Source organism: Enterobacter cloacae complex sp. 2022EL-00981 (genome assembly GCF_028737495.1).
GTDB classification, from domain to species: domain Bacteria; phylum Pseudomonadota; class Gammaproteobacteria; order Enterobacterales; family Enterobacteriaceae; genus Enterobacter; species Enterobacter cloacae.
Map to the genome: position 1 here is coordinate 1 of NZ_JAQZRK010000004.1, position 25,029 is coordinate 25,029.

Genomic DNA, 25,029 nt, shown 5'->3' on the forward strand with positions numbered 1-25,029 from the left:
AAGTCATCCGGCATGAGCCCGGGAAAGTGAGACGGCTGAATATAGTTAACGAGATGAAAAAGCTGGGAAAAGAGTACAGTAATATGGTCATGGTGGCATGACCATATTACTGGGGATCCCTCAGCCCAAAGGGAGAGGGAACTTGAATACCCTCTCCCTTTGGGAGAGGGCAGGGTGAGGGGTGTTATTTTCTAGCGGCGACGATAGTTCTTCTGCGCCGTATTCACCTTATACAGATAACGACGGGATTCCGCAGACGGGTGGCGGGTGGTGAGGGTGGCGTACACATCCCCCGGCGCCATGCTGTTGATGATATTTGCGGCCTGCACTTTGTCATTCGAGAAGACACGCAGCACGCTGCCTGCACCGCCGTTGTACGCGGTAATGACCGCATAGCGACGTGAGGTTGGGTTATCAATTCCGCCCAGATAAACATTGTTCAGCATCGCCAGATAGGCCGTGCCGGTATCAATGTTGCTTTGCGGGTCAAACAGATAGCTACGGCTCGGCGTGCCGGATTTCCCCTGTGCACGGAACACGTCTTTACCGGCACTGTGCTGGACAACCTGCATCAGCCCCAGCGCGTCGGAACGGCTCACGGCGTACGGGTTAAAGGACGATTCGGTCTGCATGATCGCCAGGATCAGCGACTCATCCACGCCATATTTACGTGACGCCTGACGCACCATGCCCAGATACTTATGCGCACGCTTGTCGAGGTGGTTCGGCACCAGGTTAATCGTGACGCTATAAATCACTTTCAGGCCGTTGGTACGGCTTTTCAGACGCGTTTGCAGCAGATAGTCGGCGAATTTCGTGGCGCGGCCTTCCCAGCGGATTGGCTGACCGGTCTGGTCCACGACCTGACCATACAGGAACGGCTCTTTAGAAATGGTAATGTCGTCGGCGTCGGAGTAGAGATCGATAGAACCCGGATCGTCGCCCATCAGCAGGGTTTTGATAATGGCCTGCCGTAAATGCGCCGCAGGGTCAGTCCCCGCGATGGTTTCAACCGTGATCGTACCGTCATCGAAGTTGATGTGGCTACGGGTCTGGTAGGCGTCGGTGTACTTAACGTAATCCTTAGGTCCGGCGATAAGAACTTCGTTAAATCCCCATATGTTCTCGATGTTGTGGGCAAACTGCCCCATCAAAATATCAAAACCGTTGGTGTCCTTAACCCAGGCTTCGTTGTATTCATCGCCTTTTTTGGATGAACACGAGACAAGCAACGGCGCAACAAGGGCTAGCGCTAAAATTTTTTTCATCATTCCGGGAGTGCGTGTTGTGTTTGCTTGAACGGCGGGGTTTCCCCCGCGCGCTGTTATTTTTCCGGCGGCGTATAACCTTCGATGTGCACGTCTTTACCTTCGAACAGGAAGTTCACCATCTCCTGCTCCAGCAGCTTGCGGTGTTCCGGGTTCATCATGCTGAGTTTTTTCTCGTTAATCAGCATGGTCTGTTTTTTCTGCCACTGTCCCCAGGCTTCTTTGGAGATCTCGTTATAAATGCGCTTACCCAGTTCGCCCGGATAGAGCTGGAAGTCCTGGCCTTCAGCGTCGCGCTGCAGGAAAGTACAAAAAATGGTTCTGGCCATACTCATTCCTCTTTTTTAGCCGATGCTAAACCATTGCACCGGCACGTAATTGTTGTAACAGGCGCTCCACGGGAGCCGCCAGCCCGACTGATGGCGGTTGCGCTAAGTTATACCAGAGAGCGGTGCCTTCATCCATGCACGAGGCGAAGGAGGACACGGGAAGCCACATCGGCACTATATCCAGATGGAAATGGCTGAAAGTGTGGCGAAACGCGGTCTGCTGCGTCAGGTTATCGGCAGCAATGCCGCGCTGTTTAAGCCAGGCCCGCAGCGTGGCTTCATCTTCAAACTGTGGGAAGCAGTATAGACCACCCCAGAGGCCGCTCGGCGGGCGCTGCGCCAGAAAGACCTCGTCCCCATGCTGCATCAACAGCATGTAACCGGTGCGCTCCGGCAGCGTCTGCTTCGGCTTTTTACCGGGATACTGCGCCCAGGAATGATTTGCGTACGCCACGCACAGGTTATTGAGCGGGCAGAGCTCGCATTTTGGTTTCGAGCGCGTGCAGACCATCGCACCGAGATCCATCATCGCCTGGTTAAACCGCTCCACGCCCTTTGCCGGGGTCACCGCTTCGCTGATCTCCCACAGCCGCTTTTCGACCTCTTTTTTCCCCGGCCAGCCGTCAACCGCATAGCAACGTGCCAGCACGCGCTTCACGTTACCGTCAAGGATCGGGAAATGTTTGCCGAGGGACAGTGAGAGGATGGCACCCGCGGTGGATCGCCCAACGCCGGGTAAATCCGCCACCTCGTCGAAGGTTTCCGGGAATTTACCGTTGTGGCGCGTCGCGACCTGCTGCGCGGCTTTGTGCAGATTGCGCGCGCGGGCGTAGTAGCCAAGCCCTGTCCACAGGTGCAGCACCTCGTCTAACGGCGCGTTGGCCAGATCGGTTACCGTGGGAAAGCGCGCCATAAAACGCTCAAAGTAAGGGATCACCGTGGCAACCTGCGTTTGTTGCAACATCACTTCGGAGAGCCATACTTTGTAAGGCGTTTTTTCAATTTGCCAGGGCAGGGTTTTACGCCCGTATTTGTCGTACCAGTCCAGCACCTGGGCTGAAAATTGAGAGGCTTGCATGGTCATCGATTCGTATAATCAGGGACGCCGATTGCAGCACAGCGTCAATCTGCTGTAAACCGGATCTTTCCCATGCTTGCATAGAAGCCTTAACTTTGGATAATGCCCGTTTCCCGAACATTCTCACAAGCAGACAACTCTTTTATGAAAAACGACGTCATTTCACCGGAATTTGATGAAAACGGTCGCCCGCTGCGCCGTATTCGCAGCTTTGTCCGCCGTCAGGGTCGCCTGACAAAAGGGCAGCAACACGCGCTGGACAACTACTGGCCGGTGATGGGCGTTGAGTTCAGCGAGCAGCCGCTCGACTTTGCCGACCTGTTCGGTCGCGATGCGCCAGTGACCCTGGAGATCGGCTTTGGTATGGGCACCTCGCTGGTGACCATGGCGAAAGCCCGCCCGGAGCAGAACTTCCTCGGCATAGAAGTGCATTCTCCAGGCGTTGGCGCGTGTCTGGCCACCGCCCACGAAGAGGGGGTCGAGAACCTGCGCGTGATGTGTCACGACGCGGTGGAAGTGCTGCACAAAATGATTCCTGACAATTCTTTGAACATGGTTCAGCTCTTTTTCCCTGACCCGTGGCACAAAGCACGTCATAATAAGCGCCGTATCGTTCAGGCGCCGTTTGCTGAGCTGGTAAAAAGTAAGCTGAAACTGGGCGGTGTCTTCCATATGGCGACCGACTGGGAACCGTATGCGGAACATATGCTGGAAGTGATGTCGTCTCTGGACGGGTATAAAAACCAGTCAGAGAGCAACGACTATGTACCGCGTCCGGAATCGCGTCCGGTAACGAAATTTGAACAGCGTGGCCATCGTCTTGGTCACGGCGTATGGGACTTAATGTTCGAGAGGGTGAAATAATGGCAAAGAATCGTAGCCGTCGTCTGCGTAAAAAGATGCACATCGAAGAATTCCAGGAAGTGGGCTTCTCCGTTGCCTGGCGTTTCCCGGAAGGCACCAGCGTTGAGCAGATCGATCAGGACGTTGATGCGTTCATCAACGAGGTGATCGAGCCAAACAAGCTGGCCTTCGACGGTAGCGGCTATCTGGCGTGGGAAGGTCTTATCTGCACCCAGGAAGTGGGTAAATGCACCGAAGAACATCAGGCGCTGGTACGTAAATGGCTTGAAGACCACAAACTGGAAGATGTCCGCGTCAGCGAACTTTTCGACGTTTGGTGGGACTAATAAAGAAGTCAGGGGCCAGCATTAGCTGGCCCATTTTGTCTGAGGGAGTGTTAAAGATGCGCAAAACGTTGCTGGCTGTTGTCTTAATGGCAACCGGATTCACCGCCCATGCGGAGTATAAATGTAGCGTCACCCCGCGTGATGACGTGGTGTTAAGTCCGCAAACCGTTCAGGTTAAAGGTGAGAACGGCAATCTGGTCATCACGCCGCAGGGTGATGTCACGTTCAATGGCAAACAGTACAACCTGACCGCCGCGCAGCGTGAGCAGGCCAGAGACTACCAGGCCGATTTGCGTACTGCGCTGCCGTGGATTGACGAAGGCGCCCTGACCCGCGTTGAGAAAGGCCGCGTTGCGCTGGATAAGATCATTACCAAAGAGGTAGGTGAGAGCAGCAACATGCGCACCCGCCTGACGAAGCTCGACAAACAGCTGAAAGAGCAGATGAACCGGATTATCGAGCATCGTACCGACGGCCTGACGTTCCACTACAAAGCGATTGATCAGGTGCGTGCTGACGGCCAGCAACTGGTGAATCAGGCCATGGGCGGCATCCTGCAGGACAGCATTAACGAGATGGGCGCCAAAGCGGTACTGAAAGGCGGCGGTAACCCGCTGCAGGGCGTGCTGGGTAGCCTGGGCGGTCTGCAGACCTCGATTCAGAACGAGTGGAAGAATCAGGAAGCCGATTTCCAGCAGTTCGGTAAAGACGTGTGTAAACGCGTGGTGTCGCTGGAAGATAGCAGGAAGGCACTGGTGGGGACGTTGAAGTAATTAACTTCACCCCTCACCCTAACCCTCTCCCCAAGGGGGCGAGGGAATGGTTTGCTCCCTCTCCCTTTCAGGGAGAGGGCCGGGGTGAGGGTAGTAGCATTTGCAGGGTTTCCCGTATTTGTTCTAATACCGCCTCTTCGTTGTTCCAGAGTTCGTTATTCCAGAATCGAATGACATGCCAGCCTTTCCCTCAGCTGGCAGAACGGGATGCAAAATCCTGAATCAGCCTTCAGATTCTTCGGCGAGGAACAGCTCAAGAAGGGAGTTTAAGAACAGTTTGCCGTGCTCGGTGATCTGCCAGTATTCCTCACATTCCGTGAGATACCCCTGTGCCAGCGCCTCGTCAATTTGTGGGCGAATCACGGTTTCCGGCAACCCGGTATAAAGGGCAAACTCTTTACGCGGCGCGGCTTCCAGCAGGCGGAAGCGGTTCATAAAGAACTCAAACGGCTTATCCACCGCCTCGACATCGTGCTGCCGTTCGAGATAACGACCTTCCATATACCCGCGCGGATGGCGAGTTTTTGCGGTACGCAGGATACGCCCGTCAGGGAACGTCACTTTACCGTGCGCGCCGCAGCCAATGCCCAGATAGTCGCCAAAGCGCCAGTAGTTCAGGTTGTGCTGGCACTGGTAGCCCGGCTTCGCATAGGCCGACGTTTCGTACTGCTGATAGCCTGCGGCGGTCAACAGTTGATGGCCCTGCTCAAAGATATCCCACAGCGCATCGTCATCCGGCAGCACCGGCGGACGAGAGCCAAACAGCGTATTGGGCTCGATGGTCAGCTGATACCACGAAAGATGCGGCGGGTTCAGGGCAATCGCCTGACGCAAATCGTCCAGCGCCTCTTCCAGCGACTGATCCGGCAGGCCGTGCATCAGGTCGAGGTTAAAACTGCGCAGACCCAGCCCAGTAGCCAGCGTTGCCGCCCGCTTCGCCTCTTCCGGGCCGTGAATACGCCCCAGTCGTTTTAACTTCGGCTCGCTAAAGCTCTGCACGCCGATGGAAATCCGGTTCACGCCCGCCCGCTGATACTCGACAAAACGGTCGGCCTCAACGGTCCCGGGGTTGGCTTCCATCGTAATTTCAGCATCCGCTGCCAGATTCAGGCGCGCACGCACGCCGTCCAGCAGCGTCTGCATCGCCGGGCCTGACAGCAGGCTCGGCGTACCGCCACCAATAAAAATGGTCTTCACTTCACGTCCCTGTGCGTAAGGTACATCGGCATCCAGGTCGGCCAGCAGATGCGCAACGTAATCATCGTGCGGCACTTCACCTTTCAGCGCATGCGAGTTGAAATCGCAGTACGGGCATTTCTGCACGCACCAGGGGATATGAATATAAAGACTCAGAGGCGGCAAATTAGCCATTACGCAGGGCTTCCAGTAACAGTTTCAGGGCGCGTCCTCGGTGGGAAATCGCGCTTTTCTCTTCGCGGGTCAGTTCCGCAGCGGTTTTGCCCTCAGTCGGGACAAAGAAAATCGGATCGTAGCCAAAGCCGCCGTTACCGGTGGCTTCACGGGTAATCACCCCCGGCCAGCTGCCGTGGCAGACGACAGGCGTGGGGTCTTCAGCGTGACGCATATAAACCAGCACGCAGTGGAACTGCGCGGTACGCTGTTCGTCTGGCACATCCTTCAGGGCGACAAGCAGCTTTTCCAGATTCTGCTGGTCGGTGGCGTCCACGCCTGAATAGCGGGCAGAGTAAATGCCCGGAGCACCGCCCAGAAAATCAACCGCCAGACCGGAATCATCGGCAATCGCGGGCAGGCCGGTGACCTGTGCGGCATGGCGTGCTTTCAGGATCGCGTTTTCGATAAACGTCAGGCCGGTCTCTTCGGCGGACTCCACGCCAAGCTCGGTCTGCGCCACCACATCCAGCCCAAAATCATTTAATAGCGAGGCCAGCTCGCGCACTTTACCGGCGTTGCCGGTAGCGAGAACAACTTTCTGCATCGTTTTATCCTGTTAAATCAGAGCCGCGACTTCCGTCGGGATGGATTGCGGATTAAGGATTTTTACCTGTTTATGCCGCCCAAGTTCACCCTTTTCTATGATGACCTGGCTTTTAGCAACGCGAAACTGTTTTGCCAGATATTTGGTCAGATGCGCATTTGCCTGGCCATCTACCGGTGGGGCGGTGATGGCGACTTTTAACTCGTCGCCATGCAGTCCAACAATATTGTCACGGCTGGCTTTCGGCTGAATATACAGCCGTAAAACCAGCCCATCAGCGCAGGTGCTTACTGCACTCATAGCGCCATCCACAGCCCCGGCAGCAGCATATCGCCCGTGGACTGTAACAGCTCGGCAATGCCCATATTAACGACATACAGCAGCAGAACCAGGATCATCGGGGAAAAGTCGATGCCGCCCATTGACGGGAGCAGGTTGCGGATAGGGCGCAGCAGCGGTTCCGCCAGCTGAATCAATGCATATTCCACCGGGCTACGGCCCTGGCTGACCCAACTCATGATGGCCATGACCAGCAGCACCCAGAAGATCAGCAGACCGATGGTTTTAATCAGGATCAGGACGGCAGCAATCCAGATGATCGGCTGGAAGGTGATGACCATAAACAGCACAATCGCTTTGATAACGCTCAGAATAAACGCTACCAGCAGCGATGCGCTGTCAATGGGGCCCATCGCCGGAATAATACGGCGCAGCGGCCCCACAACAGGTTGGGTGATTTTCACGACAAACTGCGAGAACGGGTTATAAAAATCACAGCGGGCCCACTGCATCCAGACGCGCAGCAAAAGCGCCATCGTATACAGCTCAATGACCGTTGAGAGCAGGAAAGTCAACGTCTTCATGGCGTTCCTCAGGTTTCCTTATTATTGGGTGTAGTCGCGCGCACCGAATATTGCCGTGCCGATGCGCACCATAGTGCTGCCTGCCGCGATGGCGGCTTCCATATCATCCGACATGCCCAGAGAAAGCGTGTCTACCGTTTCGTAGCGCGCTTTAAGCGCCCCAAATGCTACAGCCATTTGCTGTGCCACGGCAAACTGCCTTTCATAACTTGACTCAGGCGCCGGGATTGCCATCAAACCGCGCAGGGTTAAGCGCGGCAGCGCGGCCACTTCAGCCGCCAGCGCATCCAGCTCGCTCAGCGCAATGCCGGACTTGCTGTTTTCATCACTGATGTTGATTTGAATCAGCACGTTAAGCGCGGGCATCTCCGCCGGGCGCTGATCGTTCAGACGTGTGGCAATGCGCAGACGGTCGATGGTATGGCACCAGTCAAAGTGCTCTGCCACCAGACGGCTTTTATTCGACTGCAGTGGGCCAATAAAGTGCCATTGCAGGCCGGTATTCCCCTGCTCCTGGAAGTAGCGAATTTTATCCACGCCTTCCTGCACGTAGTTTTCACCAAATGCACGCTGGCCAGCATCAATCGCTTCTGCGATGGCGCTCGCAGGCTTGGTTTTGCTCACTGCAAGTAACGTAATTTCTTCTGAAGCACGGCCGCAACGTGTTGCTGCGGCTGAGATTTTGTCCCGGACCTGTGCCAGGTTATGCGCAATGTTGTTCATTTTCCGAGGAGTAATGTATGGATGTGGAAGAAATTGTGGCCCTTAGTGTAAAGCATAATGTCTCCGATCTACACCTGTGCAGTGATTCGCCACCGCGCTGGCGCAGAGTAGGCCGCCTTGAACCGGCTCCCTTTCCCTCTCCCGATGTGGATGCGTTACTGAAAACGTGGCTCAACGATGAGCAGCAGGGGGCATGGTGGGCAAGCGGGCAGGTGGATTTTGCCGTGACCCTTACGGGAAACCAGCGTCTGCGCGCAAGTGCCTTTAAACAGATGAAGGGCAACTCCATCACGCTACGCCTGTTGCCCCGGGCCTGTCCGCAGCTCTCCGCTTTGGGTGTTCCCCGGGCTATCCCGGAACTCTTATCCCACGACAGTGGGCTGATATTGGTGACGGGGGCAACCGGCAGCGGCAAATCTACCACCCTTGCGGCAATGGTGGATTTTCTTAATCACCAGACGGATGGGCATATTCTGACGCTGGAAGATCCGGTGGAGTTTGTCTATCAGAGCGAACGTTGCCTGATTCAGCAGCGAGAGATCGGCCTGCACAGTCCCTCATTTGCCGAGGCGCTGCGCGCTGCGTTGCGTGAAGATCCGGATGTCATCCTGCTGGGAGAACTGCGCGACAGCGAAACGATCCGCCTGGCGCTGACGGCCGCTGAAACCGGGCATCTGGTGCTGGCGACGCTGCACACGCGCGGTGCCTCTCAGGCGATTGAACGGCTGGTCGATACGTTCCCGGCGCAGGAGAAAGACCCGGTGCGTAATCAGCTGGCCGGCAGCCTGCGGGCGGTGCTGGCGCAAAGACTGCTTCCCGACCTGCAGGGTGGGCGCGTCGCGCTGTATGAACTGCTGGTGAATACGCCAGCGGCAGCGAACCTTATCCGCGAAGGTAAAACGTGGCAGTTGCCCGGGATTATTCAAACCGGTCAGCAGGCGGGGATGCAGAACTTTGACCAGAGCCTGGCAGAGCGACGGGCGCAGGGGCGGTTGTAGGCCCCGGCGCTCAGTAACCCTGTTCGAAATAGCTTTCGAGGATAATGACGGCAGAAGCCGAATCGACGCTGCCTTTGTTGAGTGCGCGGAAACCCCCGTGCTCAAACAGGCCGGCACGCGCTTCGACGGTACTCAATCGTTCGTCGTGGAGCTTCACGGAGACGCCAAAGCGACCGTGGATTTTATTGGCAAACTTACGCGCGCGGGCGGTAAGCGGCTGTTCAGTGCCATCCATGTTCAGCGGCAGACCGACAATCACATCGTCTGGCTGCCACTCTTTGAGCAGACGCTCAATGAGGTTCCAGTCCGGTGTGCCGTCGTTCGCCTTAAGGGCCGTGAGCGGGCGAGCGGTGCCGGTGATACGCTGGCCGACGGCGACGCCAATGCTTTTCGTGCCAAAGTCGAAGGCCAGAAGTGTGCCGCTCATTACGCGTGCCCCGCTACGCCTGGCATGGTCAGAATATCAATGCCAATCAGTTTCGCCGCATCACGCCAGCGATCGGCGATAGGGGTTTTAAACAGGATATTCATATCCGCAGGTGCGGTGAGCCAGGCGTTATCCAGGATCTCCTGTTCAAGCTGACCCTTCTCCCAGGAGGCGTAACCCAGTGCCACCAGCACTTCGGAAGGCTGCTCTGCGGTGCCCAGCGTTTCCAGCACATCGCGGGAGGTGGTGATTACCGTGGTGTCAGAGATACGAATACTGGAAGAGAAAATGGGCGGCGTATGCAGGATAAAACCGCGATCCTCTGCAAGGGGGCCACCCAGCATTACCGGTTTATCAAGACGGATTTCCGGCAGGCGCGCTTCAGCTGTAATTTTCAGCTTTTCCAGAATCCCTTCAACCTGCAGGTTTTCCAGCGGTTTGTTGATGATAATGCCCATCGCGCCGTCTTCATTGTATTCACAAATATAAACCACGGAGCGGCGGAAAATCGGGTCCTGGAGAGCAGGCATGGCAATAAGAAAGTGATGCTGTAAATTCATTGTCAGAGGTACTGTTTCCTGGTTTAAAAAGCGACAGCCCCAGTATGCGGACAAACCGGGGTGCTGTCACTAATAGTATTGGTAAGTTATTTCTGGAGACGTTTTTCGATGGCGTCCATCAGCATTCCGGTGATCGAGACCGGGAATTCCGCTTCAATTTCACGAATGCAGGTCGGGCTGGTGACGTTCACTTCGGTCAGACGATCGCCAATGATATCCAGGCCAACAAAGATCAGGCCTTTGGCTTTCAGCGTTGGGCCGACGCGGCGGGCAATTTCCCAGTCGCTTTCGGTTAACGGACGCGGTTCGCCACGGCCACCGGCCGCCAGATTGCCACGGGTTTCGCCCCCCTGCGGGATACGTGCCAGGCAGTAAGGCACGGGTTCGCCATCCACGATCAGGACGCGTTTATCGCCATCTTTAATCGCGGGCAGATAGTTCTGTGCCATGCAGTAACGCGTACCCAGTTCGGTCAGCGTTTCGGCAATCACGCCGATATTCGGGTCGCCTTCTTTTACGCGGAAAATAGACGCACCGCCCATGCCGTCCAGCGGCTTCATGATGATATCACCGTGCTTCTGCCAGAATGCCTTAAGCTGTGTTTTGCTGCGGGTCACCAGCGTTTCCGGCGTCAGATCGGAGAACCAGGCGGTGTAGAGCTTTTCGTTGCAGTCGCGCAGGCTCTGCGGCTTATTGACGATAAGCGTCCCTTTTTCTTCTGCGCGCTCAAGGATATAGGTGCAGTAGATGTATTCGGTGTCGAACGGAGGATCTTTACGCATCAGGATGACATTGAGATCGGCGAGCGCAATATCCTGCTCGCTGCCGAATTCGTACCATTTGTCGTAATCTTGCTCGACGTTAACGATGCGGGTGCGTGCGCGGGCTTCACCGTTGATCAGATAAAGATCGTTCATCTCCATATAGTGGAGCTCATAGCCGCGACGCTGCGCTTCCAGCAGCATAGCGAAGCTGGAATCTTTTTTGATGTTAATGTTTGCGATGGGGTCCATCACGATGCCGAGCTTGATCATGTTCTTCTCCGTTAATGGGTCAACCCAGATCGCCAAACCGCACCTGTAGCGCGGTGATGGCTGTGAGTGCCGTTGTCTCAGTGCGCAGAACGCGAGGTCCCAACAGAATATCAGTAAACTGGTAACGCGCCGTCATGGCAATTTCATCTGCCGACAGGCCGCCTTCCGGGCCAATCAGCAGGCGTACACGCTCAACGGGCAGCGGCAACGTATTGATGCTGGCGCTGGCGCGCGGATGGAGATTAAGCTTGAGCCCGCTCTCCTCTTCTGCACACCAGTCTTCCAGGTCCATCGCCGGGCGGATCTCCGGAATACGGTTGCGGCCACTCTGTTCACAGGCAGCAATGGCAATTTTCTGCCACTGCTGGATCTTCTTGTTCAGACGTTCCGCATCCAGTTTAACGCCGCAGCGCTCAGAAAAAAGTGGCGTAATGAGGCTTACACCCAGTTCAATGGATTTCTGAATGGTGAACTCCATCTTTTCCCCGCGCGACATCACCTGGCCCAGATGAATGTGCAGCGGCGATTCACGGTCATCGATTTCGCCGCGCAGCACATTGACGTGCACGCTTTTTTTATCCGCCCGCGTAATTTCCGCGTCGAAAACCTGGTTGGAGCCGTCAAACAGCTGAATCGCCTGGCCTGCCCCCATGCGCAGCACGCGGCCAACGTGGTTGGCAGCATCGTCAGACAGGGCGATTTCGCGGCCAGCGGTAATCAGTTCAGGGTGATAGATGCGAGGAATACGCATAGTCAAAAATTCCATGTGTCATGCTGTGTAAGCGAATTGCCGCTAGTGTAGGTTAGCTCTTTTGCGCCTGGCAAGCCCGCTGGACGTAAGGGTTATGATTCCCCTGGACCCTGGCGATGCGTTCGTCGCGCTGACATTCCCACTCGGTGACCGGGTATTGTTTATTCCAGGCGTTAAACAGTTGGGTTTGCTGGCGGGAAAGGTTGAGGTTGTAACGATCGCGCATATAGAAGTACGTGCGGGCAATGCTGCCGCGTGCCCGGGCGGGTGGCTCAGCGACTTTCTCTTTAAAATCAACCTTCATACCGCACTGGCCGTACTGACCTTCGCCACCGTTCCACTGGCTGTACATAAAGTTGCCGCGATCGCCATTGACTTCGCCAACCGCCGGCTGCAGGTTGTGCATATCGCTTTCCATCTGACGATAGACCGGATCTTTGGCGCAGTTTTTACGTCCGCCATCCTGCCAGCACTGGCGCTGGTGACCAAACTGCCATGCCGGAACCACATGCTCCCACTCGATGCGGCTGGCGCGGTTTTCGTTTTTACGCACCTTATAGCCGCAGGATTCAAGGTCAACGATCCCTTTTTTACCCTGCCAGTTAATTTTGCAGCCACAGTAGAAATCGCCCGGCACGTCAGCGTTGACCTTCACGCCTGCCGCTTTGGCCTGGGAGAAACTGTTGATACCGTCGGCCAGAGCCTGGCCGGAGAGGGCCGTTGTCAAAAAGGCAACCGCGAGAGAGAAATTACGGGACATCTTACACTCCGTGTCAAAACGAGCCCGCAACGTAGCGAAAGTTGTTCCGGTATGCAATCAGCCAGATCAGGAAAGTTCCTGAAAGTTCAGTTGGTTATTCTGCGACCAGTGGCTCGCCGCACTTCACGCAGCGGTAGGTTGCCTCGCCGCGTACCACACGATTATGGCGACGAACGGTGAGCTGATGCTGTTGGCACTGGCAGCGGTAGGGGAAGGTATTACGGCGTACCGATTCCAGTTCAAACTGATGAGTCCGGCGTGCCGGAACGCCGAGCACCGCCTCCATCATCCATTTCCACTCTTTGCCGTGCGGAGCCACGCGGCCGAAGTGTTTCCATACCAGAAGGTGTGCCAGTTCGTGCGGTACCACCTCCTCGATAAACGCCTGCTGGTTTTCCATCATCAGAACCGGGTTCAGGCGGATCTCATAGGATTCCAGCCAGGCGGTACCCGCCGCGGTTCCTCGCTGCTGGTAGACGAGTTTCGGTTCCGGATAATTACGGCCGAGCTTCAGGTTGGCCTGGGCGAGTTTTTCCCGCAGGCTGCGCATAACGGCTTGCTGAATGGCGATGGGGAGACGGGGTGCTTTCATAGGGGCAGAGCATAAAGCGCGAAGCGGGGAGGCGCAAGAGGCGCCTCCCGCAAGAGGATTAGTCGTGTGCGCCGATTTCGCGCAGCGGACGACCTTTCATCAGGTTACGTTCAATGTGTTCCAGTGAAACGTGTTTGGTTTCAGGAACCAGCCAGACGGTGAGAACAATAAAGAACAGGTTCAGACCGGCGTAGACCCAGAAGGTGTTCGCATTACCCAGCGTGTTGAGCATGGTGAGGAACGTGGCACCGACGATCATGTTGGCAATCCAGTTGGTCGCAGTAGAGCAGGTGATACCGAAATCACGCCCTTTCAGCGGCTGGATTTCAGAGCACAGAACCCAAATCAGCGGACCGGCACTCATTGCAAACCCGACGATAAACATCAGCAGCATACCTACCGCCAGGTACTGCGCGGTTGGAGAGTGAATGCCCATGTGCATCATGGTACCGAGAATCCCCATACCGGCGGCCATCACCAGGAAGCCCAGAGTCAGCGTTGGCTTACGTCCCCAGCGGTCGACCAGACCGATGGCGATGAAAGTCGCCAGCACGTTGGTCAGCCCCACGATCACGGTGCCCCACATCTGCTCGGTGGTATTGGTATAACCCGCCAGTTCAAAGATTTTTGGCGCGTAATACATGATGACGTTCATCCCGGTGAACTGCTGCATTACCTGTAACAGCACGCCAAGGAATACCGCGCGGCGGAAGTTGCTGTTCTCTTTGAACAGCGCCCAGCCAGACTGTTTCACCTTCAGGCTTTCGCGGATCTCTTCCAGCTCGTTCTTCGCCTCTGCGCTGGTATCTCGCAGGCGCAAAAGTACCCGTTCAGCATCGTGGAAGCGGCGTTTGGCGGCAAACCAGCGCGGGCTGTCCGGCAGGAAGAAGACGCCAATCAGCAGCAGAACGGCAGGAATGATGATCACGCCCAGCATCCAGCGCCATGCGCCGCTGTAGCTGAACGCGGTATCGGACAGATAAGCACCCAAAATACCGATGGTGATCATCAGCTGGTACATCGAAATCATACTGCCGCGGATTTTCTCCGGCGCGATTTCTGACAGGTAAAGCGGCGCGGTATAAGACGCCACGCCCACGGCCAGCCCCAACAGCACGCGGGAAAGAATAAGCACTTCAACGTTAGGAGCGGCGGCAGAGAAGAGGGAACCGGCGACGAAGAGGATCGCGCCAATCATCAGGCTCTTTTTACGTCCCAGTTTGAAAGAGAGCCAGCCGCTGCCGACGGCACCAACGGCCGCGCCAAACATCATGGAGCTGACCACCCATTCCTGGGTGTGTGCGTTAATCTGGAATTCGTCTGCGATGAAGGGAAGAGCGCCGGCAATCACGCCGATATCCAGACCAAAGAGTAATCCTGCCAGGGCGGCAAGGAAGCAGACGAAGAAAGTCATCGCCTTGTTGGACGTACGCCCCTGTTTATTATTGTCAGGCATTATGCCCTCCAGTTGGGTTATCAGTTTTATCGATGTTAAGGGTAGGTGAGCGACCCGTAAAAATATGTGAGACAAATCACAATGGTGTAATCGGTTACACTAAGCTGCAACCGTAAAAATAATTAAAGCTTTGAAAATATAGAGGTAAATTAATTGATGTGCATCGCGTTTGTGTGAATTTCAGACTTAACTGAAAGGAAATGTAACAGCAGAAGAAAGGCGATCATGCAAAGAGAATATTCTGAAAGCGGGGTTTAGAAAGTGAGGTGTAAGCGGTTCCAAACATTGCCGCCACCCGCCATAAAAAAGGCCAGCACAAAGGCTGGCCTGTTTAAGCAGCGGGTAGTGGATTACTTCAGACCGGCAGCTTCACGCAGCAGAGCGGCTTTGTCGGTTTTTTCCCATGGGAAATGTTCGCGACCAAAGTGACCGTATGCAGCGGTTTCTTTGTAGATTGGGTGCAGCAGATCCAGCATCTGAATCAGGCCGTATGGACGCAGGTCGAAGAACTCGCGCACCAGCAGGGTCAGCTGTTCTGAAGGCACTTTTTCAGTACCGAAGGTTTCAACCATGATGGAGGTTGGCTCTGCCACGCCGATGGCGTAGGAAACCTGGATCTCACAGCGGTCAGCCAGGCCTGCAGCAACGATGTTTTTCGCCACATAGCGTGCAGCGTAAGCAGCAGAACGGTCCACTTTTGATGGATCTTTACCGGAGAATGCACCGCCACCGTGACGCGCCATGCCGCCGTAGGTATCAACGATGATTTTACGACCGGTCAGACCGCAGTCACCCATTGGGCCGCCAATCACAAAGCGTCCGGTTGGGTTGATGAAGTATTTGGTTGCGCTGCTCAGCCATTCGGTTGGCAGAACAGGCTTGATGATCTCTTCCATCACTGCTTCCTGCAGGGATTTCTGATCGATATCTTCGGCATGCTGGGTAGACAAAACTACCGCGTCAATGCCGACGATTTTGCCGTCGTCGTACTGGAAGGTCACCTGGCTTTTTGCATCCGGGCGCAGCCATGGCAGGGTGCCGTTTTTACGCACTTCAGCCTGGCGCTGCACCAGACGGTGCGCGTAAGTCACCGGTGCTGGCATCAGCACGTCGGTTTCGTTGGTTGCATAGCCGAACATCAGACCCTGGTCGCCCGCGCCCTGTTCCAGCGGATCGGCACGGTCAACGCCCTGGTTGATGTCTGGAGACTGTTTACCAATTGCGCTCAGAACCGCGCAGGAATTGGCATCAAAGCCCATATCAGAATGTACATAACCGATCTCACGTACCGTGTTACGGGTGATCTCTTCGATATCAACCCATGCGCTGGTGGTGATCTCACCGCCAACCAGAACCATGCCGGTTTTGACATAGGTTTCACACGCTACGCGCGCTTTCGGATCCTGAGTCAGGATCGCATCCAGCACCGCATCGGAGATTTGGTCAGCAATTTTATCAGGATGTCCTTCTGATACGGACTCGGACGTAAACAGGTGTTTTGCCATGTTTTATTTCACCTAAGAGGAATTTGGTTAGCTCAAGCTGCTGTGTGGAATAGCCAAAGGAGATAATTCTACCAAGGCCGCAGGTTTTTTGACACTGGCAGTATGAGTGTTAATCAGTATAGATGGATTAACATCTGGATGGCTATTTTAGGTCACTTCTTCGCCCGATTTCCAGTTTTTTTTGACAACGCTCTCACTGAGTTGAATTCATTACTGGAAATTTTTCCTGACGCTCCTGGCAACCCGCGTATTTATCTTTTGCTTTTTACCCCTGTTCTCGGTATAAAACGCGGCGCGCGGCTCATACCAAAAAAGCGCTCGATGAACTCATCGTGTCGCCACTTCCAGCCGGGTTAAGCAGTGAACTTTTAGCTTTGGCTTGTGGTCCGTTTCAGCAGAGGCGGCCGTGGAGGTGATACGAGATAATGAACCATCGTTTTCCGCTAATTCAGCGCAGCCGTTCTGGCGCGCATTTGATTCCCGCAACCCGCATTTCTAGTCTGCAAACCTGCCGATGTTATACCCATCTCGGCGCTTCTCAGGATTCCAGAGCCGGTCACGCTTTGTGAAAACTGAACAAGGGCGCTCTTGTTAATACAAGAGTTTTCTCGTGGTTTCGCCGAACCTTGTCATACAGAGTTCGGATACGTGTTTTACAATGATATGAATAAGAAACCGGTCGCACGGTCTGGATTTCAGCATACTCTGCTGGGAAACGGAGCCGTTTATGGGTTGTTATCGCCGTATAACGCTGCGATAGTAGTCAACTGTTTTACACTTAATACAAAGAGTTGAGGTTCGCTATGTCTGACGACATGTCTTCTTTTTCGCCTTCGTCAGCGGGCGAACAGGGTGTACTACGTTCCATGCAGGAGGTTGCGATGAGCTCCCAGGAAGCCAGCAAGATGCTGCGCACTTACAATATTGCCTGGTGGGGCAATAACTACTACGACGTCAACGAGCTGGGCCACATCAGCGTCTGCCCGGACCCGGACGTCCCTGAAGCGCGCGTGGATCTCGCCAAACTGGTGAAAGCACGTGAGGCGCAGGGCCAGCGTTTGCCTGCACTGTTCTGCTTCCCGCAGATCCTGCAACACCGTCTGCGTTCTATTAACGCCGCGTTCAAGCGTGCGCGTGAATCTTACGGTTACAAAGGCGACTACTTCCTGGTTTACCCCATCAAGGTGAACCAGCACCGCCGCGTCATTGAATCCCTGATCCACTCCGGCGAACCGCTGGGCCTGGAAGCGGGTTCAAAAGCAGAGCTGATGGCCGTACTGGCGCATGCGGGCATGACCCGTTCAGTGATCGTCTGTAACGGCTATAAAGACCGTGAATACATTCGTCTGGCGCTGATTGGCGAGAAGATGGGCCATAAGGTCTATCTGGTTATCGAGAAGATGACAGAAATCGCTATCGTGCTGGAAGAAGCCGAGCGCCTGAACGTGGTGCCACGTCTTGGCGTGCGTGCGCGTCTGGCCTCGCAGGGTTCCGGTAAATGGCAGTCCTCCGGCGGCGAAAAATCTAAATTCGGTCTGGCGGCAAACCAGGTACTGCAGCTGGTGGAAATTCTGCGCGAGCGCGGTCGTCTGGACAGCATTCAGCTGCTGCACTTCCACCTCGGTTCGCAGATGGCCAACATTCGTGATATCGCCACCGGCGTGCGTGAGTCAGCGCGTTTCTACGTTGAGCTGCACAAGCTCGGCGTCAATATTCAGTGCTTTGACGTGGGTGGCGGCCTGGGCGTGGACTATGAAGGTACCCGCTCGCAGTCCGACTGCTCCGTGAACTACGGCCTGAACGAATACGCGAACAACATTATCTGGGCGATTGGCGATGCCTGTGAAGAGCACGGCCTGCCGCACCCGACGGTGATCACCGAGTCTGGCCGCGCGGTGACCGCGCACCATACGGTGCTGGTCTCTAATATCATCGGCGTTGAGCGCAGCGAAATCACCGAAGCGACGCCTCCGCAAGACGATGCCCCGCGTTCGCTGCAAAGCATGTGGGAAACCTGGCAGGAGATGCACGAGCCGGGCACGCGCCGTTCACTGCGCGAATGGCTGCACGACAGCCAGATGGACCTGCATGATATTCACGTCGGCTACTCTTCAGGCACCTTTAGCCTGCAGGAGCGCGCGTGGGCCGAGCAGCTTTATCTGAACATGTGCCATGAAGTGCAGAAACAGCTGGACCCGAGCAACCGTGCGCACCGTCCGATTATCGACGAATTGCAGGAACGTATGGCGGACAAGATTTACGTCAACTTCTCGCTGTTCCAGTCGATGCCGGATGCCTGGGGTATCGATCAGCTGTTCCCGGTTCTGCCGCTGGAAGGGCTGAACCACGCCCCGGAACGTCGTGCGGTGCTGCTGGACATCACCTGTGACTCCGACGGTGCCATCGACCACTATGTTGACGGCGACGGTATCGCAACGACCATGCCAATGCCGGAATACGACCCGGAGAACCCGCCAATGCTGGGCTTCTTTATGGTCGGCGCGTATCAGGAGATCCTTGGCAACATGCATAACCTGTTCGGTGATACCGAAGCGGTTGACGTGTTTGTCTTCCCTGACGGCAGCGTGGAAGTGGAGCTGTCCGACGAAGGTGACACCGTGGCGGACATGCTGGAATACGTGCAGCTGGATCCGAAAACCCTGCTGACGCAATTCCGCGATCAGGTGAAAAACACCGGTCTGGATGACGCACTGCAGCAGCAGTTCCTGGAAGAGTTTGAAGCGGGTCTGTACGGGTACACCTACCTGGAAGACGAATAAGGCAAACCTCCCTCTCCCCGTGGGAGAGGGTTAGGGTGAGGGGCAAAGGCCGCACAATGCCCTATACTCACTTGAACCCGTATGAATTAACGGCGATAATTCGCCCCAATAAGCGATTTACGAATCAATCCCTTCCTCGTCGGGTTTAACGACGCGGAGGGGATTTTTTTTCATCTGTTTTTAACGCATCGACTTTAAAAGAGGTCAGGACATGAGCACTTTAGGTCATCAGTACGACAACTCTCTGGTATCTAACGCGTTTGGTTTTTTACGCCTTCCGATGAACTTCCAGCCGTACGACAGCGATGCTGACTGGGTGATCACCGGCGTGCCGTTTGATATGGCCACATCAGGCCGTGCGGGCGGTCGTCACGGTCCGGCGGCGATCCGTCAGGTTTCCACCAACCTGGCCTGGGAGCATAACCGCTTCCCGTGGAACTTCGACATGCGCGAACGCCTGAACGTGGTGGACTGCGGTGACCTGGTGTACGCCTTCGGTGACGCGCGTGAAATGAGCGAAAAGCTGCAGGCCCACGCCGAGAAACTGCTGGCTGCCGGTAAACGCATGCTCTCCTTCGGTGGCGACCACTTTGTGACCCTGCCGCTGCTGCGCGCCCACGCGAAGCACTTCGGTAAGATGGCGCTGGTCCACTTCGATGCGCATACCGACACCTACGCGAACGGCTGCGAGTTCGACCACGGCACCATGTTCTACACCGCGCCGAACGAAGGTCTGATCGATCCTAACCACTCCGTGCAGATCGGTATCCGTACCGAGTTTGACAAAGACAACGGCTTCACCGTACTGGATGCCTGTCAGGTGAACGATCGCGGCGTGGATGACATCATCGCGCAGGTTAAGCAGATCGTCGGTGATATGCCGGTGTACCTGACCTTCGACATCGACTGTCTGGATCCGGCGTTTGCGCCGGGCACCGGTACGCCGGTGATCGGCGGGCTGACCTCAGACCGCGCCATCAAACTGGTGCGCGGCCTGAAGGATCTGAACATTGTCGGGATGGACGTGGTGGAAGTGGCGCCTGCCTATGACCAGTCCGAGATCACCGCGCTGGCCGCGGCGACCCTGGCACTGGAGATGCTCTATATCCAGGCTGCGAAAAAAGGCGAATAAGCCTTACGCGCTGATTGCTGCTGCGCGACGCATGCGCAGCAGCAACATTCCCCCCGCCAGCAGGGTGATAATCTGCGACACCACCAGCACGGAAAAGCCAGAGCTGACCGACCCCACCGATCTCATCACCATCCCCATCAGCAGTGGAATAAAGGCGGCGCAGAGATTGCCGATCCCATTAATGATGCCGTACGCGCTTCCCACCGCCTCCCGCGCGGCGTGATGTTGGATCACCGCCGGAATGGCCGCGCCCTGAAGTCCCCAGAAGACGTTAGCCGACAGCATAAACAGCGCCAGCCAGGCAGGCTGATTGCTGAGCATCAGCGCGATCACGGATAACGCCGTCAGCGCCCCGCCCGCGACAAACAGCAGCGGTGCCTGTTCCGGCCGCATTTTATCGAGCAGTACCCCGCCAAGGAATTTTGAGCCCAGGCTCAACAGAAAGGGGATGGCCGCGAGCATGCCCGTGGCGTGCAGTGAGAAGTGATGTTCGTCGCGTAGCCACGCCGGGAGCCAGGCGCTGCTCCCCCAGAGATAGCTCAGCGTGGCGATTTCAACCAGCAGGATCCAGCCCAACAGCGGGGTTTGCCACGCAAGCATCACTGTCTCTGCGAGCCCCCGTTTGTGCATTTTTACTGTACCGCGCGGTGCCGGCAGGAAACGCCAGATCAGGCCGCCACCGAGCACCAGGTTGATTGCCGCCAGCGCATAAAACGATCCGGCCCAGCCCAGATGGGCCATCAGCCAGGTCACCAGCGGAAAGCCCACGGCTAGCCCGAGCGAGACGCCCAGTGCGGTCACGGCGTTGGGTTTGCCAACCTCTTCCGCACGAAAGTTATCGCTGATAAAGCGGGTTTTCAGTGAAAAGAGCGGTCCCTCAGCGATCCCCAGAATCACACGGGCGATGAGCATTCCCATTAGCGATCCGAGTAAGGGAGAAATGGCGCAGACCAGAGCCCAAATCGCAATGCTGCTTAATAATCCATGTCGATAATGCAGTTTGCTTTCGATAACCGGTGTTAATAATAAAGCCGATAATCCATAACCCAGAAGAAAGCAGGTCATTAACATTCCTTGTAACATTCTGTTTTCATTTAACTGAAAATGTTCGGCAAATTCCGGGTTTAAAATCATCACCGAGATATTTACCCGGTCAATGTAGGAAATAATAATGAGAAATAACAGTGCAATTGTGCCTTGCCATCTTGCCGTCATATTGCCCGCCTTATGCGTTCTCGCATTTATATTTTTATCAATGTGATTGTCACGGAGGTAAAATGATTCACCAGTGAAACTTGTTGTTTTTAAAGATGTATTTTTAAATGTGTTCACAGGTGAAACACGGTTCTTTTTCGGTTGTTTATTTTTAAGGAAGAAAAAGAAAAGAAGTCAATATTTTTTATTTGCGCTTTGAGTTCATCACTAAAACGTATTCATTCACGCCTTAATAATGAAAATTTCATATCGCTGCATTTTTTCGTGATCCCTTGCACACTTAGCTTATTAATTGTCGGCTGATTAACAAATTCGTCACATTGGCGCTTGACGAAACATTCATCGCTTTTATATTGACCGTATTAAATAAGAAACAGAGTTTCATATATGAAACAAAGGCCTGGAGGATCGTGATGAGCTGGATAGGCGTATGTGACGCAGAACAAGTACAGGAAGATTTCCCTTTTAGCGGCAACGTTGAAGGTAAAGAGATCGGCGTTTATTTAATCGACGGCGAATATTACGCGCTGGAAGACGTATGCCCGCACGCCTATGCGCTGCTGAGTCAGGGCTTTGTCGAGGACGGCAAAGTGGAATGCCCGCTGCACGAGGCGGTGTTCGACGTCAAAACCGGCCAGTGCCTGCAAGGCCCCGGCGGCCGAAACCTCAACCGCTACCCGGTTCGGGTATTTGAAAACCAAATCCAGATTACTTTTGTCGAGGAGACCGTGGCATGAGCGACATCCTGAACTTCAACCCGGCGCTGCCCGAAAGCCGCCAGTTTACGCCCCCGGCAGAGGGCGGGAACGGCGCCATTCATAAACCGGGTGAGTATCAGAACCTGATCTGGCAGACCCGCAGCCGGGTGCCGGAAAACTGGGAAATGAGCCTTATCGCCACGCTGGAAGATCTCTTTGAGCAGGGCGTTGAAACCTTGCCGGAGCTGGTCAACGGGCTGAATGCGGTGCGCATGCATGACCAGCAGGGCGAGCCGTGGAGCGACGCCAGCTTCCAGGCATTCTTACAGGTTAACGGCTACTGAGGACGACGCGATGACAACTACCGTACAAAACTATCTCGATAAAGGTCTGCGTGGCCTCTGGTATCCGGTGCTGGCGAGCTGGGAAGTGCAGTCTGCGCCCGTGGGCATTACTCGTCTGGGCGAACAGATTGTGGTCTGGCGCAATAAAGATGGTCAGGTGCAGGCGCTGGAAGACCGCTGTCCGCACCGCGGTGCGCGTCTGTCGATGGGCTGGAACCTTGGCGACCGCATCGCCTGCTGGTATCACGGCATGGAAGTGGCGGGAAACGGTGAAGTGAAAGACGTGCCCGCCGTGGACAAATGTCCGCTGGTCGGCCAGCAGTGCGTGCGCAGCTATCAGGTGCAGGAGGCGCACGGTGCCATCTTCCTGTGGTTTGGCGTCATCGCCGATCAGCAGCCGGACGAGCTGACCTTCCCGGATGAACTCGCCGACACGGAACATTTCAGCAACTTCCTCTGCACCGCAGCCTGGAAATGTAACTACCAGTACGCGCTGGAAAACGTGATGGATCCGATGCACGGTACGTATCTCCACTCCTCCTCGCACTCGATGGCGGAAGGGGATCGCAAGGCCGACATGGTCCTGCAGCCGACGAAGGCCGGCTTTATCTTCGAGAAAAAAGGGCAGAGCGGCGTCAACTTCGACTGGGTGGAGCTGGGCAATAGTGGCACCTGCTGGATGCGACTGTCCATTCCCTATAAGAAGCGTTTCGGACCGGGTGGCCACTTCTTCATCGTTGGCATGGTGGTGCCGGAAGATAACGACAACTGCCGCGTCTTCTTCTGGCGTATCCGCCGCGTACAGGGCTGGCAGCGCGATATGTGGCGCTTCATGTACCGTAACCGCCTGGAAAAACTGCACTGGGAGGTGCTGGAACAGGACCGCGTGGTGCTGGAAAGCCTGGCGCCAAACGCCCGCGACCACGAATACCTGTACCAGCATGATGTCGGCCTCTCGCGCCTGCGCCGCATGATGCAAAAGGCCGCTAAAGAGCAACTGGCGATGCGTGAAGCGCAGCAGGGAGCGGCCTGATGAATGCGCTGCTGAGCGGAAAACGCATTGTGGTGACCGGCGCCGCGCGCGGGCTGGGCTATCACTTCGCCAGCGCCTGCGCGGAGCAGGGCGCCGCGGTGGTGATGTGCGACATTCTTGAAGGCGAGCTGGCCGAAAGCGCACACGCTCTGCGGGCACAGGGTTTTACGATCGAATCGCACGTTATCGATCTCGCCGATCCGGCCTCCATTGAGCAGGTGTTCAATGCGATTGGCGAGCAGGGGCAGATTGACGGGCTGGTAAATAACGCGGCGATGGCGACCGGCGTGGGCGGCAAAAACATGCTCGATTACGACCCGGATCTGTGGGACCGGGTAATGCGCGTCAACGTCAAAGGCACCTGGCTGGTGACGCGCGCCGCCGTGCCGCTGCTGCGCGATGGCGCAGGGATCGTGAACGTGGCGTCCGACACAGCACTTTGGGGTGCGCCGCGCCTGATGGCCTACGTGGCCAGCAAAGGGGCCGTGATTGCCATGACCCGCTCAATGGCGCGCGAGCTTGGTGAAAAGCGTATTCGAATCAACGCCATCGCGCCGGGGCTGACCCGCGTCGAGGCAACGGAATATGTTCCCGCCGAACGACACCAACTCTACGAAAACGGCCGGGCGTTAACAGGGGCACAGCAGCCGGAAGATGTCACCGGCAGCGTGGTCTGGCTGTTAAGCGATCTGTCGCGTTTTATCACCGGGCAGCTGATCCCGGTCAACGGCGGTTTTGTCTTTAACTAAGGTAGGGCGATGATGGCAAACGATCAGGAAGTGAAGTATCTGGTACCGGGGCTGGAGCGTGGCCTGCAGCTGCTGTTAGCCTTTGGCGAGCAGCATCGCGAACTGACCTTTGCCGAGCTGCACCGGCTGGTGGATATGCCGAAGGCCACCGCCTACCGCGTGGTGCAGACCCTGGAGTATATGGGCTTTCTGGAGCGCAACACCCGTACCAATACCTTCTCGCTCGGCATGAACGTGCTGCGTCTGGGCTTTGAGTACATCGCCTCGCTGGATGTGGCGCAGGTGGGTCAGCCGGTGATTGAACAGCTGCGCGACGTAAGCCAGTGCAGCAGCCATCTGGCGATCCGCGACGGGCGCGACATCATCTACATCGCCCGCGTCAGCGCCGCCGGATCACGCATCAACCAGGTCAGCATTGGTACCCGTTTGCCGGTGCACTGCACCTCGCTTGGCCGCATGCTGTTGACCGATATTTCCCGCGCCGATTTCGAACAGCTGTTCCCGCAGGAGCGCCTGCCGGGCAACACACCGGGTCAGCTTCACGATCGTGAAGCCCTGTGGCAGATGGTGCAGCAGGATAAAGCCCGGGGGTACGTGATCGGTGAATCCTTCTTCCGCCACGGTATCTCCTCCATCGTTTATCCGGTGTTTGACCGAAGCCATCGCGTGGCGGCGGTAGTGAGCATTCTGGTGCCGTCGGAAGAGATCCCGCAAGCCGACCGCGAGCGACTGCAAAACGAGGTTCGTCTGGCGGCGGACAAAATTTCTGGCTTCTTAGGGTATTTATCACAGGCCAGTTAAATCAGTGAGTTAA

General features: G+C 55.9%; 30 protein-coding genes and 1 pseudogene. 13 read left to right on the forward strand and 18 right to left on the reverse strand.

Annotation, left to right across the window (positions count from 1 at the left end; genetic code table 11):
- Nucleotides 1-191 precede the first annotated feature (191 nt).
- The 3 genes from mltC to mutY are packed head-to-tail and all read right to left on the reverse strand — an operon-like array spanning nt 192 to nt 2,675.
- On the reverse strand, nt 192-1,268 hold the full coding sequence (gene mltC, locus PUZ33_RS04980; protein WP_013098675.1) for a membrane-bound lytic murein transglycosylase MltC: 1,077 nt from the start codon (nt 1,266-1,268) through the stop codon (nt 192-194).
- Between the two features lie 56 nt (nt 1,269-1,324).
- Nucleotides 1,325-1,597 (reverse strand): oxidative damage protection protein, encoded by a 273-nt coding sequence (locus tag PUZ33_RS04985; RefSeq protein ID WP_013098674.1) that lies wholly within the window; start codon nt 1,595-1,597, stop codon nt 1,325-1,327.
- 25 nt (nt 1,598-1,622) lie between these two features.
- Entirely contained in the window at nt 1,623-2,675 is a 1,053-nt protein-coding gene (mutY, locus tag PUZ33_RS04990) for an A/G-specific adenine glycosylase (RefSeq protein ID WP_168733707.1), read from the reverse strand.
- 144 nt (nt 2,676-2,819) lie between these two features.
- On the opposite strand from mutY, the gene trmB reads away from it, so the two are divergent.
- From trmB to PUZ33_RS05005, 3 genes are read left to right on the forward strand one after another with little or no spacing between them, the layout of a single operon-like run.
- On the forward strand, nt 2,820-3,539 hold the full coding sequence (gene trmB / locus PUZ33_RS04995) for a tRNA (guanosine(46)-N7)-methyltransferase TrmB (protein WP_020689542.1): 720 nt from the start codon (nt 2,820-2,822) through the stop codon (nt 3,537-3,539).
- Complete coding sequence (locus PUZ33_RS05000; RefSeq protein WP_003862421.1) at nt 3,539-3,865, forward strand: YggL family protein; 327 nt, start codon at nt 3,539-3,541, stop codon at nt 3,863-3,865. The genes trmB and PUZ33_RS05000 overlap by 1 nt, the downstream gene beginning before the upstream one ends.
- A 56-nt stretch (nt 3,866-3,921) precedes the next feature.
- Nucleotides 3,922-4,638 (forward strand): DUF2884 domain-containing protein, encoded by a 717-nt coding sequence (locus PUZ33_RS05005; RefSeq protein WP_023621456.1) that lies wholly within the window; start codon nt 3,922-3,924, stop codon nt 4,636-4,638.
- Between the two features lie 67 nt (nt 4,639-4,705).
- Here the strand turns inward: PUZ33_RS05005 and PUZ33_RS05010 are convergent.
- The 6 genes and pseudogenes from PUZ33_RS05010 to PUZ33_RS05035 all read right to left on the reverse strand — a co-directional run.
- Nucleotides 4,706-4,825, reverse strand: a pseudogene (locus PUZ33_RS05010) (DUF559 domain-containing protein); the annotation flags it as partial.
- A 35-nt stretch (nt 4,826-4,860) separates the two neighbouring features.
- Nucleotides 4,861-6,009 carry a radical SAM family heme chaperone HemW gene (gene hemW / locus PUZ33_RS05015; protein WP_058680987.1) on the reverse strand — a complete coding sequence of 383 codons (1,149 nt, stop codon included), beginning with the start codon at nt 6,007-6,009 and terminating at the stop codon, nt 4,861-4,863.
- The gene (locus PUZ33_RS05020) at nt 6,002-6,595 is read right to left on the reverse strand and encodes an XTP/dITP diphosphatase (protein ID WP_058680986.1); all 594 of its coding nucleotides are present in this window, start codon (nt 6,593-6,595) and stop codon (nt 6,002-6,004) included. Before PUZ33_RS05020 ends, hemW begins: the two co-directional genes overlap by 8 nt.
- A 12-nt stretch (nt 6,596-6,607) precedes the next feature.
- Nucleotides 6,608-6,895 (reverse strand): DUF167 family protein YggU, encoded by a 288-nt coding sequence (yggU, locus tag PUZ33_RS05025; RefSeq protein ID WP_013098668.1) that lies wholly within the window; start codon nt 6,893-6,895, stop codon nt 6,608-6,610.
- Nucleotides 6,892-7,458 (reverse strand): YggT family protein, encoded by a 567-nt coding sequence (locus tag PUZ33_RS05030; RefSeq protein ID WP_013098667.1) that lies wholly within the window; start codon nt 7,456-7,458, stop codon nt 6,892-6,894. Before PUZ33_RS05030 ends, yggU begins: the two co-directional genes overlap by 4 nt.
- 21 nt (nt 7,459-7,479) lie before the next feature.
- Nucleotides 7,480-8,181, reverse strand: coding sequence for a YggS family pyridoxal phosphate-dependent enzyme (locus PUZ33_RS05035; protein WP_023620785.1), 702 nt, complete (start codon nt 8,179-8,181; stop codon nt 7,480-7,482).
- A 17-nt stretch (nt 8,182-8,198) separates the two neighbouring features.
- On the opposite strand from PUZ33_RS05035, the gene PUZ33_RS05040 reads away from it, so the two are divergent.
- Nucleotides 8,199-9,179, forward strand: a complete 981-nt coding sequence (locus tag PUZ33_RS05040; RefSeq protein ID WP_029883139.1) for a type IV pilus twitching motility protein PilT — start codon at nt 8,199-8,201, stop codon at nt 9,177-9,179.
- A gap of 10 nt (nt 9,180-9,189) precedes the next feature.
- Here the strand turns inward: PUZ33_RS05040 and ruvX are convergent, their stop codons facing one another.
- From ruvX to metK, 8 genes are all read right to left on the reverse strand, one after another.
- A complete protein-coding gene (gene ruvX, locus PUZ33_RS05045; RefSeq protein ID WP_006811925.1) occupies nt 9,190-9,606 on the reverse strand; it encodes a Holliday junction resolvase RuvX in 417 nt (138 codons plus the stop codon).
- The gene (locus PUZ33_RS05050; protein WP_058680985.1) at nt 9,606-10,166 is read right to left on the reverse strand and encodes a YqgE/AlgH family protein; all 561 of its coding nucleotides are present in this window, start codon (nt 10,164-10,166) and stop codon (nt 9,606-9,608) included. Before PUZ33_RS05050 ends, ruvX begins: the two co-directional genes overlap by 1 nt.
- A gap of 86 nt (nt 10,167-10,252) precedes the next feature.
- Nucleotides 10,253-11,200: a glutathione synthase gene (gene gshB / locus PUZ33_RS05055; RefSeq protein WP_058680984.1), complete on the reverse strand. Its 948-nt coding sequence runs from the start codon at nt 11,198-11,200 to the stop codon at nt 10,253-10,255.
- A gap of 19 nt (nt 11,201-11,219) precedes the next feature.
- Nucleotides 11,220-11,951 carry a 16S rRNA (uracil(1498)-N(3))-methyltransferase gene (gene rsmE, locus PUZ33_RS05060; protein ID WP_013098662.1) on the reverse strand — a complete coding sequence of 244 codons (732 nt, stop codon included), beginning with the start codon at nt 11,949-11,951 and terminating at the stop codon, nt 11,220-11,222.
- A gap of 52 nt (nt 11,952-12,003) precedes the next feature.
- Nucleotides 12,004-12,711, reverse strand: coding sequence for a deoxyribonuclease I (gene endA / locus PUZ33_RS05065; protein ID WP_013098661.1), 708 nt, complete (start codon nt 12,709-12,711; stop codon nt 12,004-12,006).
- Nucleotides 12,712-12,805: 94 nt separating this feature from the next.
- Entirely contained in the window at nt 12,806-13,303 is a 498-nt protein-coding gene (locus PUZ33_RS05070; RefSeq protein WP_003860035.1) for a SprT family zinc-dependent metalloprotease, read from the reverse strand.
- 58 nt (nt 13,304-13,361) lie between these two features.
- Nucleotides 13,362-14,759, reverse strand: a complete 1,398-nt coding sequence (galP, locus tag PUZ33_RS05075; RefSeq protein ID WP_020687062.1) for a galactose/proton symporter — start codon at nt 14,757-14,759, stop codon at nt 13,362-13,364.
- A 350-nt stretch (nt 14,760-15,109) separates the two neighbouring features.
- Complete coding sequence (gene metK, locus PUZ33_RS05080; protein ID WP_013098658.1) at nt 15,110-16,264, reverse strand: methionine adenosyltransferase; 1,155 nt, start codon at nt 16,262-16,264, stop codon at nt 15,110-15,112.
- Between the two features lie 425 nt (nt 16,265-16,689).
- Between metK and PUZ33_RS25195 the strand changes: the two genes are divergently transcribed.
- The 4 genes from PUZ33_RS25195 to speB all read left to right on the forward strand — a co-directional run bounded on the left by PUZ33_RS25195 (nt 16,690) and on the right by speB (nt 20,176).
- Nucleotides 16,690-16,833: a hypothetical protein gene (locus PUZ33_RS25195; protein WP_418250466.1), complete on the forward strand. Its 144-nt coding sequence runs from the start codon at nt 16,690-16,692 to the stop codon at nt 16,831-16,833.
- 94 nt (nt 16,834-16,927) lie between these two features.
- Nucleotides 16,928-17,059: an acid stress response protein YqgB gene (gene yqgB / locus PUZ33_RS05090; RefSeq protein ID WP_127312443.1), complete on the forward strand. Its 132-nt coding sequence runs from the start codon at nt 16,928-16,930 to the stop codon at nt 17,057-17,059.
- Nucleotides 17,060-17,067: 8 nt separating this feature from the next.
- Nucleotides 17,068-19,044, forward strand: a complete 1,977-nt coding sequence (speA, locus tag PUZ33_RS05095) for a biosynthetic arginine decarboxylase (RefSeq protein WP_014833212.1) — start codon at nt 17,068-17,070, stop codon at nt 19,042-19,044.
- A 211-nt stretch (nt 19,045-19,255) separates the two neighbouring features.
- Nucleotides 19,256-20,176 (forward strand): agmatinase, encoded by a 921-nt coding sequence (gene speB / locus PUZ33_RS05100; RefSeq protein ID WP_002434404.1) that lies wholly within the window; start codon nt 19,256-19,258, stop codon nt 20,174-20,176.
- Between the two features lie 3 nt (nt 20,177-20,179).
- Here the strand turns inward: speB and PUZ33_RS05105 are convergent, their stop codons facing one another.
- Nucleotides 20,180-21,391, reverse strand: a complete 1,212-nt coding sequence (locus PUZ33_RS05105; RefSeq protein ID WP_058680983.1) for an MFS transporter — start codon at nt 21,389-21,391, stop codon at nt 20,180-20,182.
- Between the two features lie 413 nt (nt 21,392-21,804).
- On the opposite strand from PUZ33_RS05105, the gene PUZ33_RS05110 reads away from it, so the two are divergent.
- The 5 genes from PUZ33_RS05110 to PUZ33_RS05130 are packed head-to-tail and all read left to right on the forward strand — an operon-like array spanning nt 21,805 to nt 25,016.
- Nucleotides 21,805-22,128 carry a Rieske (2Fe-2S) protein gene (locus tag PUZ33_RS05110; RefSeq protein WP_038983552.1) on the forward strand — a complete coding sequence of 108 codons (324 nt, stop codon included), beginning with the start codon at nt 21,805-21,807 and terminating at the stop codon, nt 22,126-22,128.
- Nucleotides 22,125-22,433 carry a recombinase-like helix-turn-helix domain-containing protein gene (locus PUZ33_RS05115; RefSeq protein ID WP_020687064.1) on the forward strand — a complete coding sequence of 103 codons (309 nt, stop codon included), beginning with the start codon at nt 22,125-22,127 and terminating at the stop codon, nt 22,431-22,433. Before PUZ33_RS05110 ends, PUZ33_RS05115 begins: the two co-directional genes overlap by 4 nt.
- A gap of 10 nt (nt 22,434-22,443) precedes the next feature.
- Nucleotides 22,444-23,466, forward strand: a complete 1,023-nt coding sequence (locus tag PUZ33_RS05120; RefSeq protein WP_252107747.1) for an aromatic ring-hydroxylating oxygenase subunit alpha — start codon at nt 22,444-22,446, stop codon at nt 23,464-23,466.
- On the forward strand, nt 23,466-24,215 hold the full coding sequence (locus PUZ33_RS05125; RefSeq protein ID WP_013098651.1) for an SDR family oxidoreductase: 750 nt from the start codon (nt 23,466-23,468) through the stop codon (nt 24,213-24,215). Before PUZ33_RS05120 ends, PUZ33_RS05125 begins: the two co-directional genes overlap by 1 nt.
- A gap of 12 nt (nt 24,216-24,227) precedes the next feature.
- Nucleotides 24,228-25,016 carry an IclR family transcriptional regulator gene (locus PUZ33_RS05130; protein ID WP_028028063.1) on the forward strand — a complete coding sequence of 263 codons (789 nt, stop codon included), beginning with the start codon at nt 24,228-24,230 and terminating at the stop codon, nt 25,014-25,016.
- The last annotated feature ends 13 nt before the right edge of the window (nt 25,017-25,029 follow it).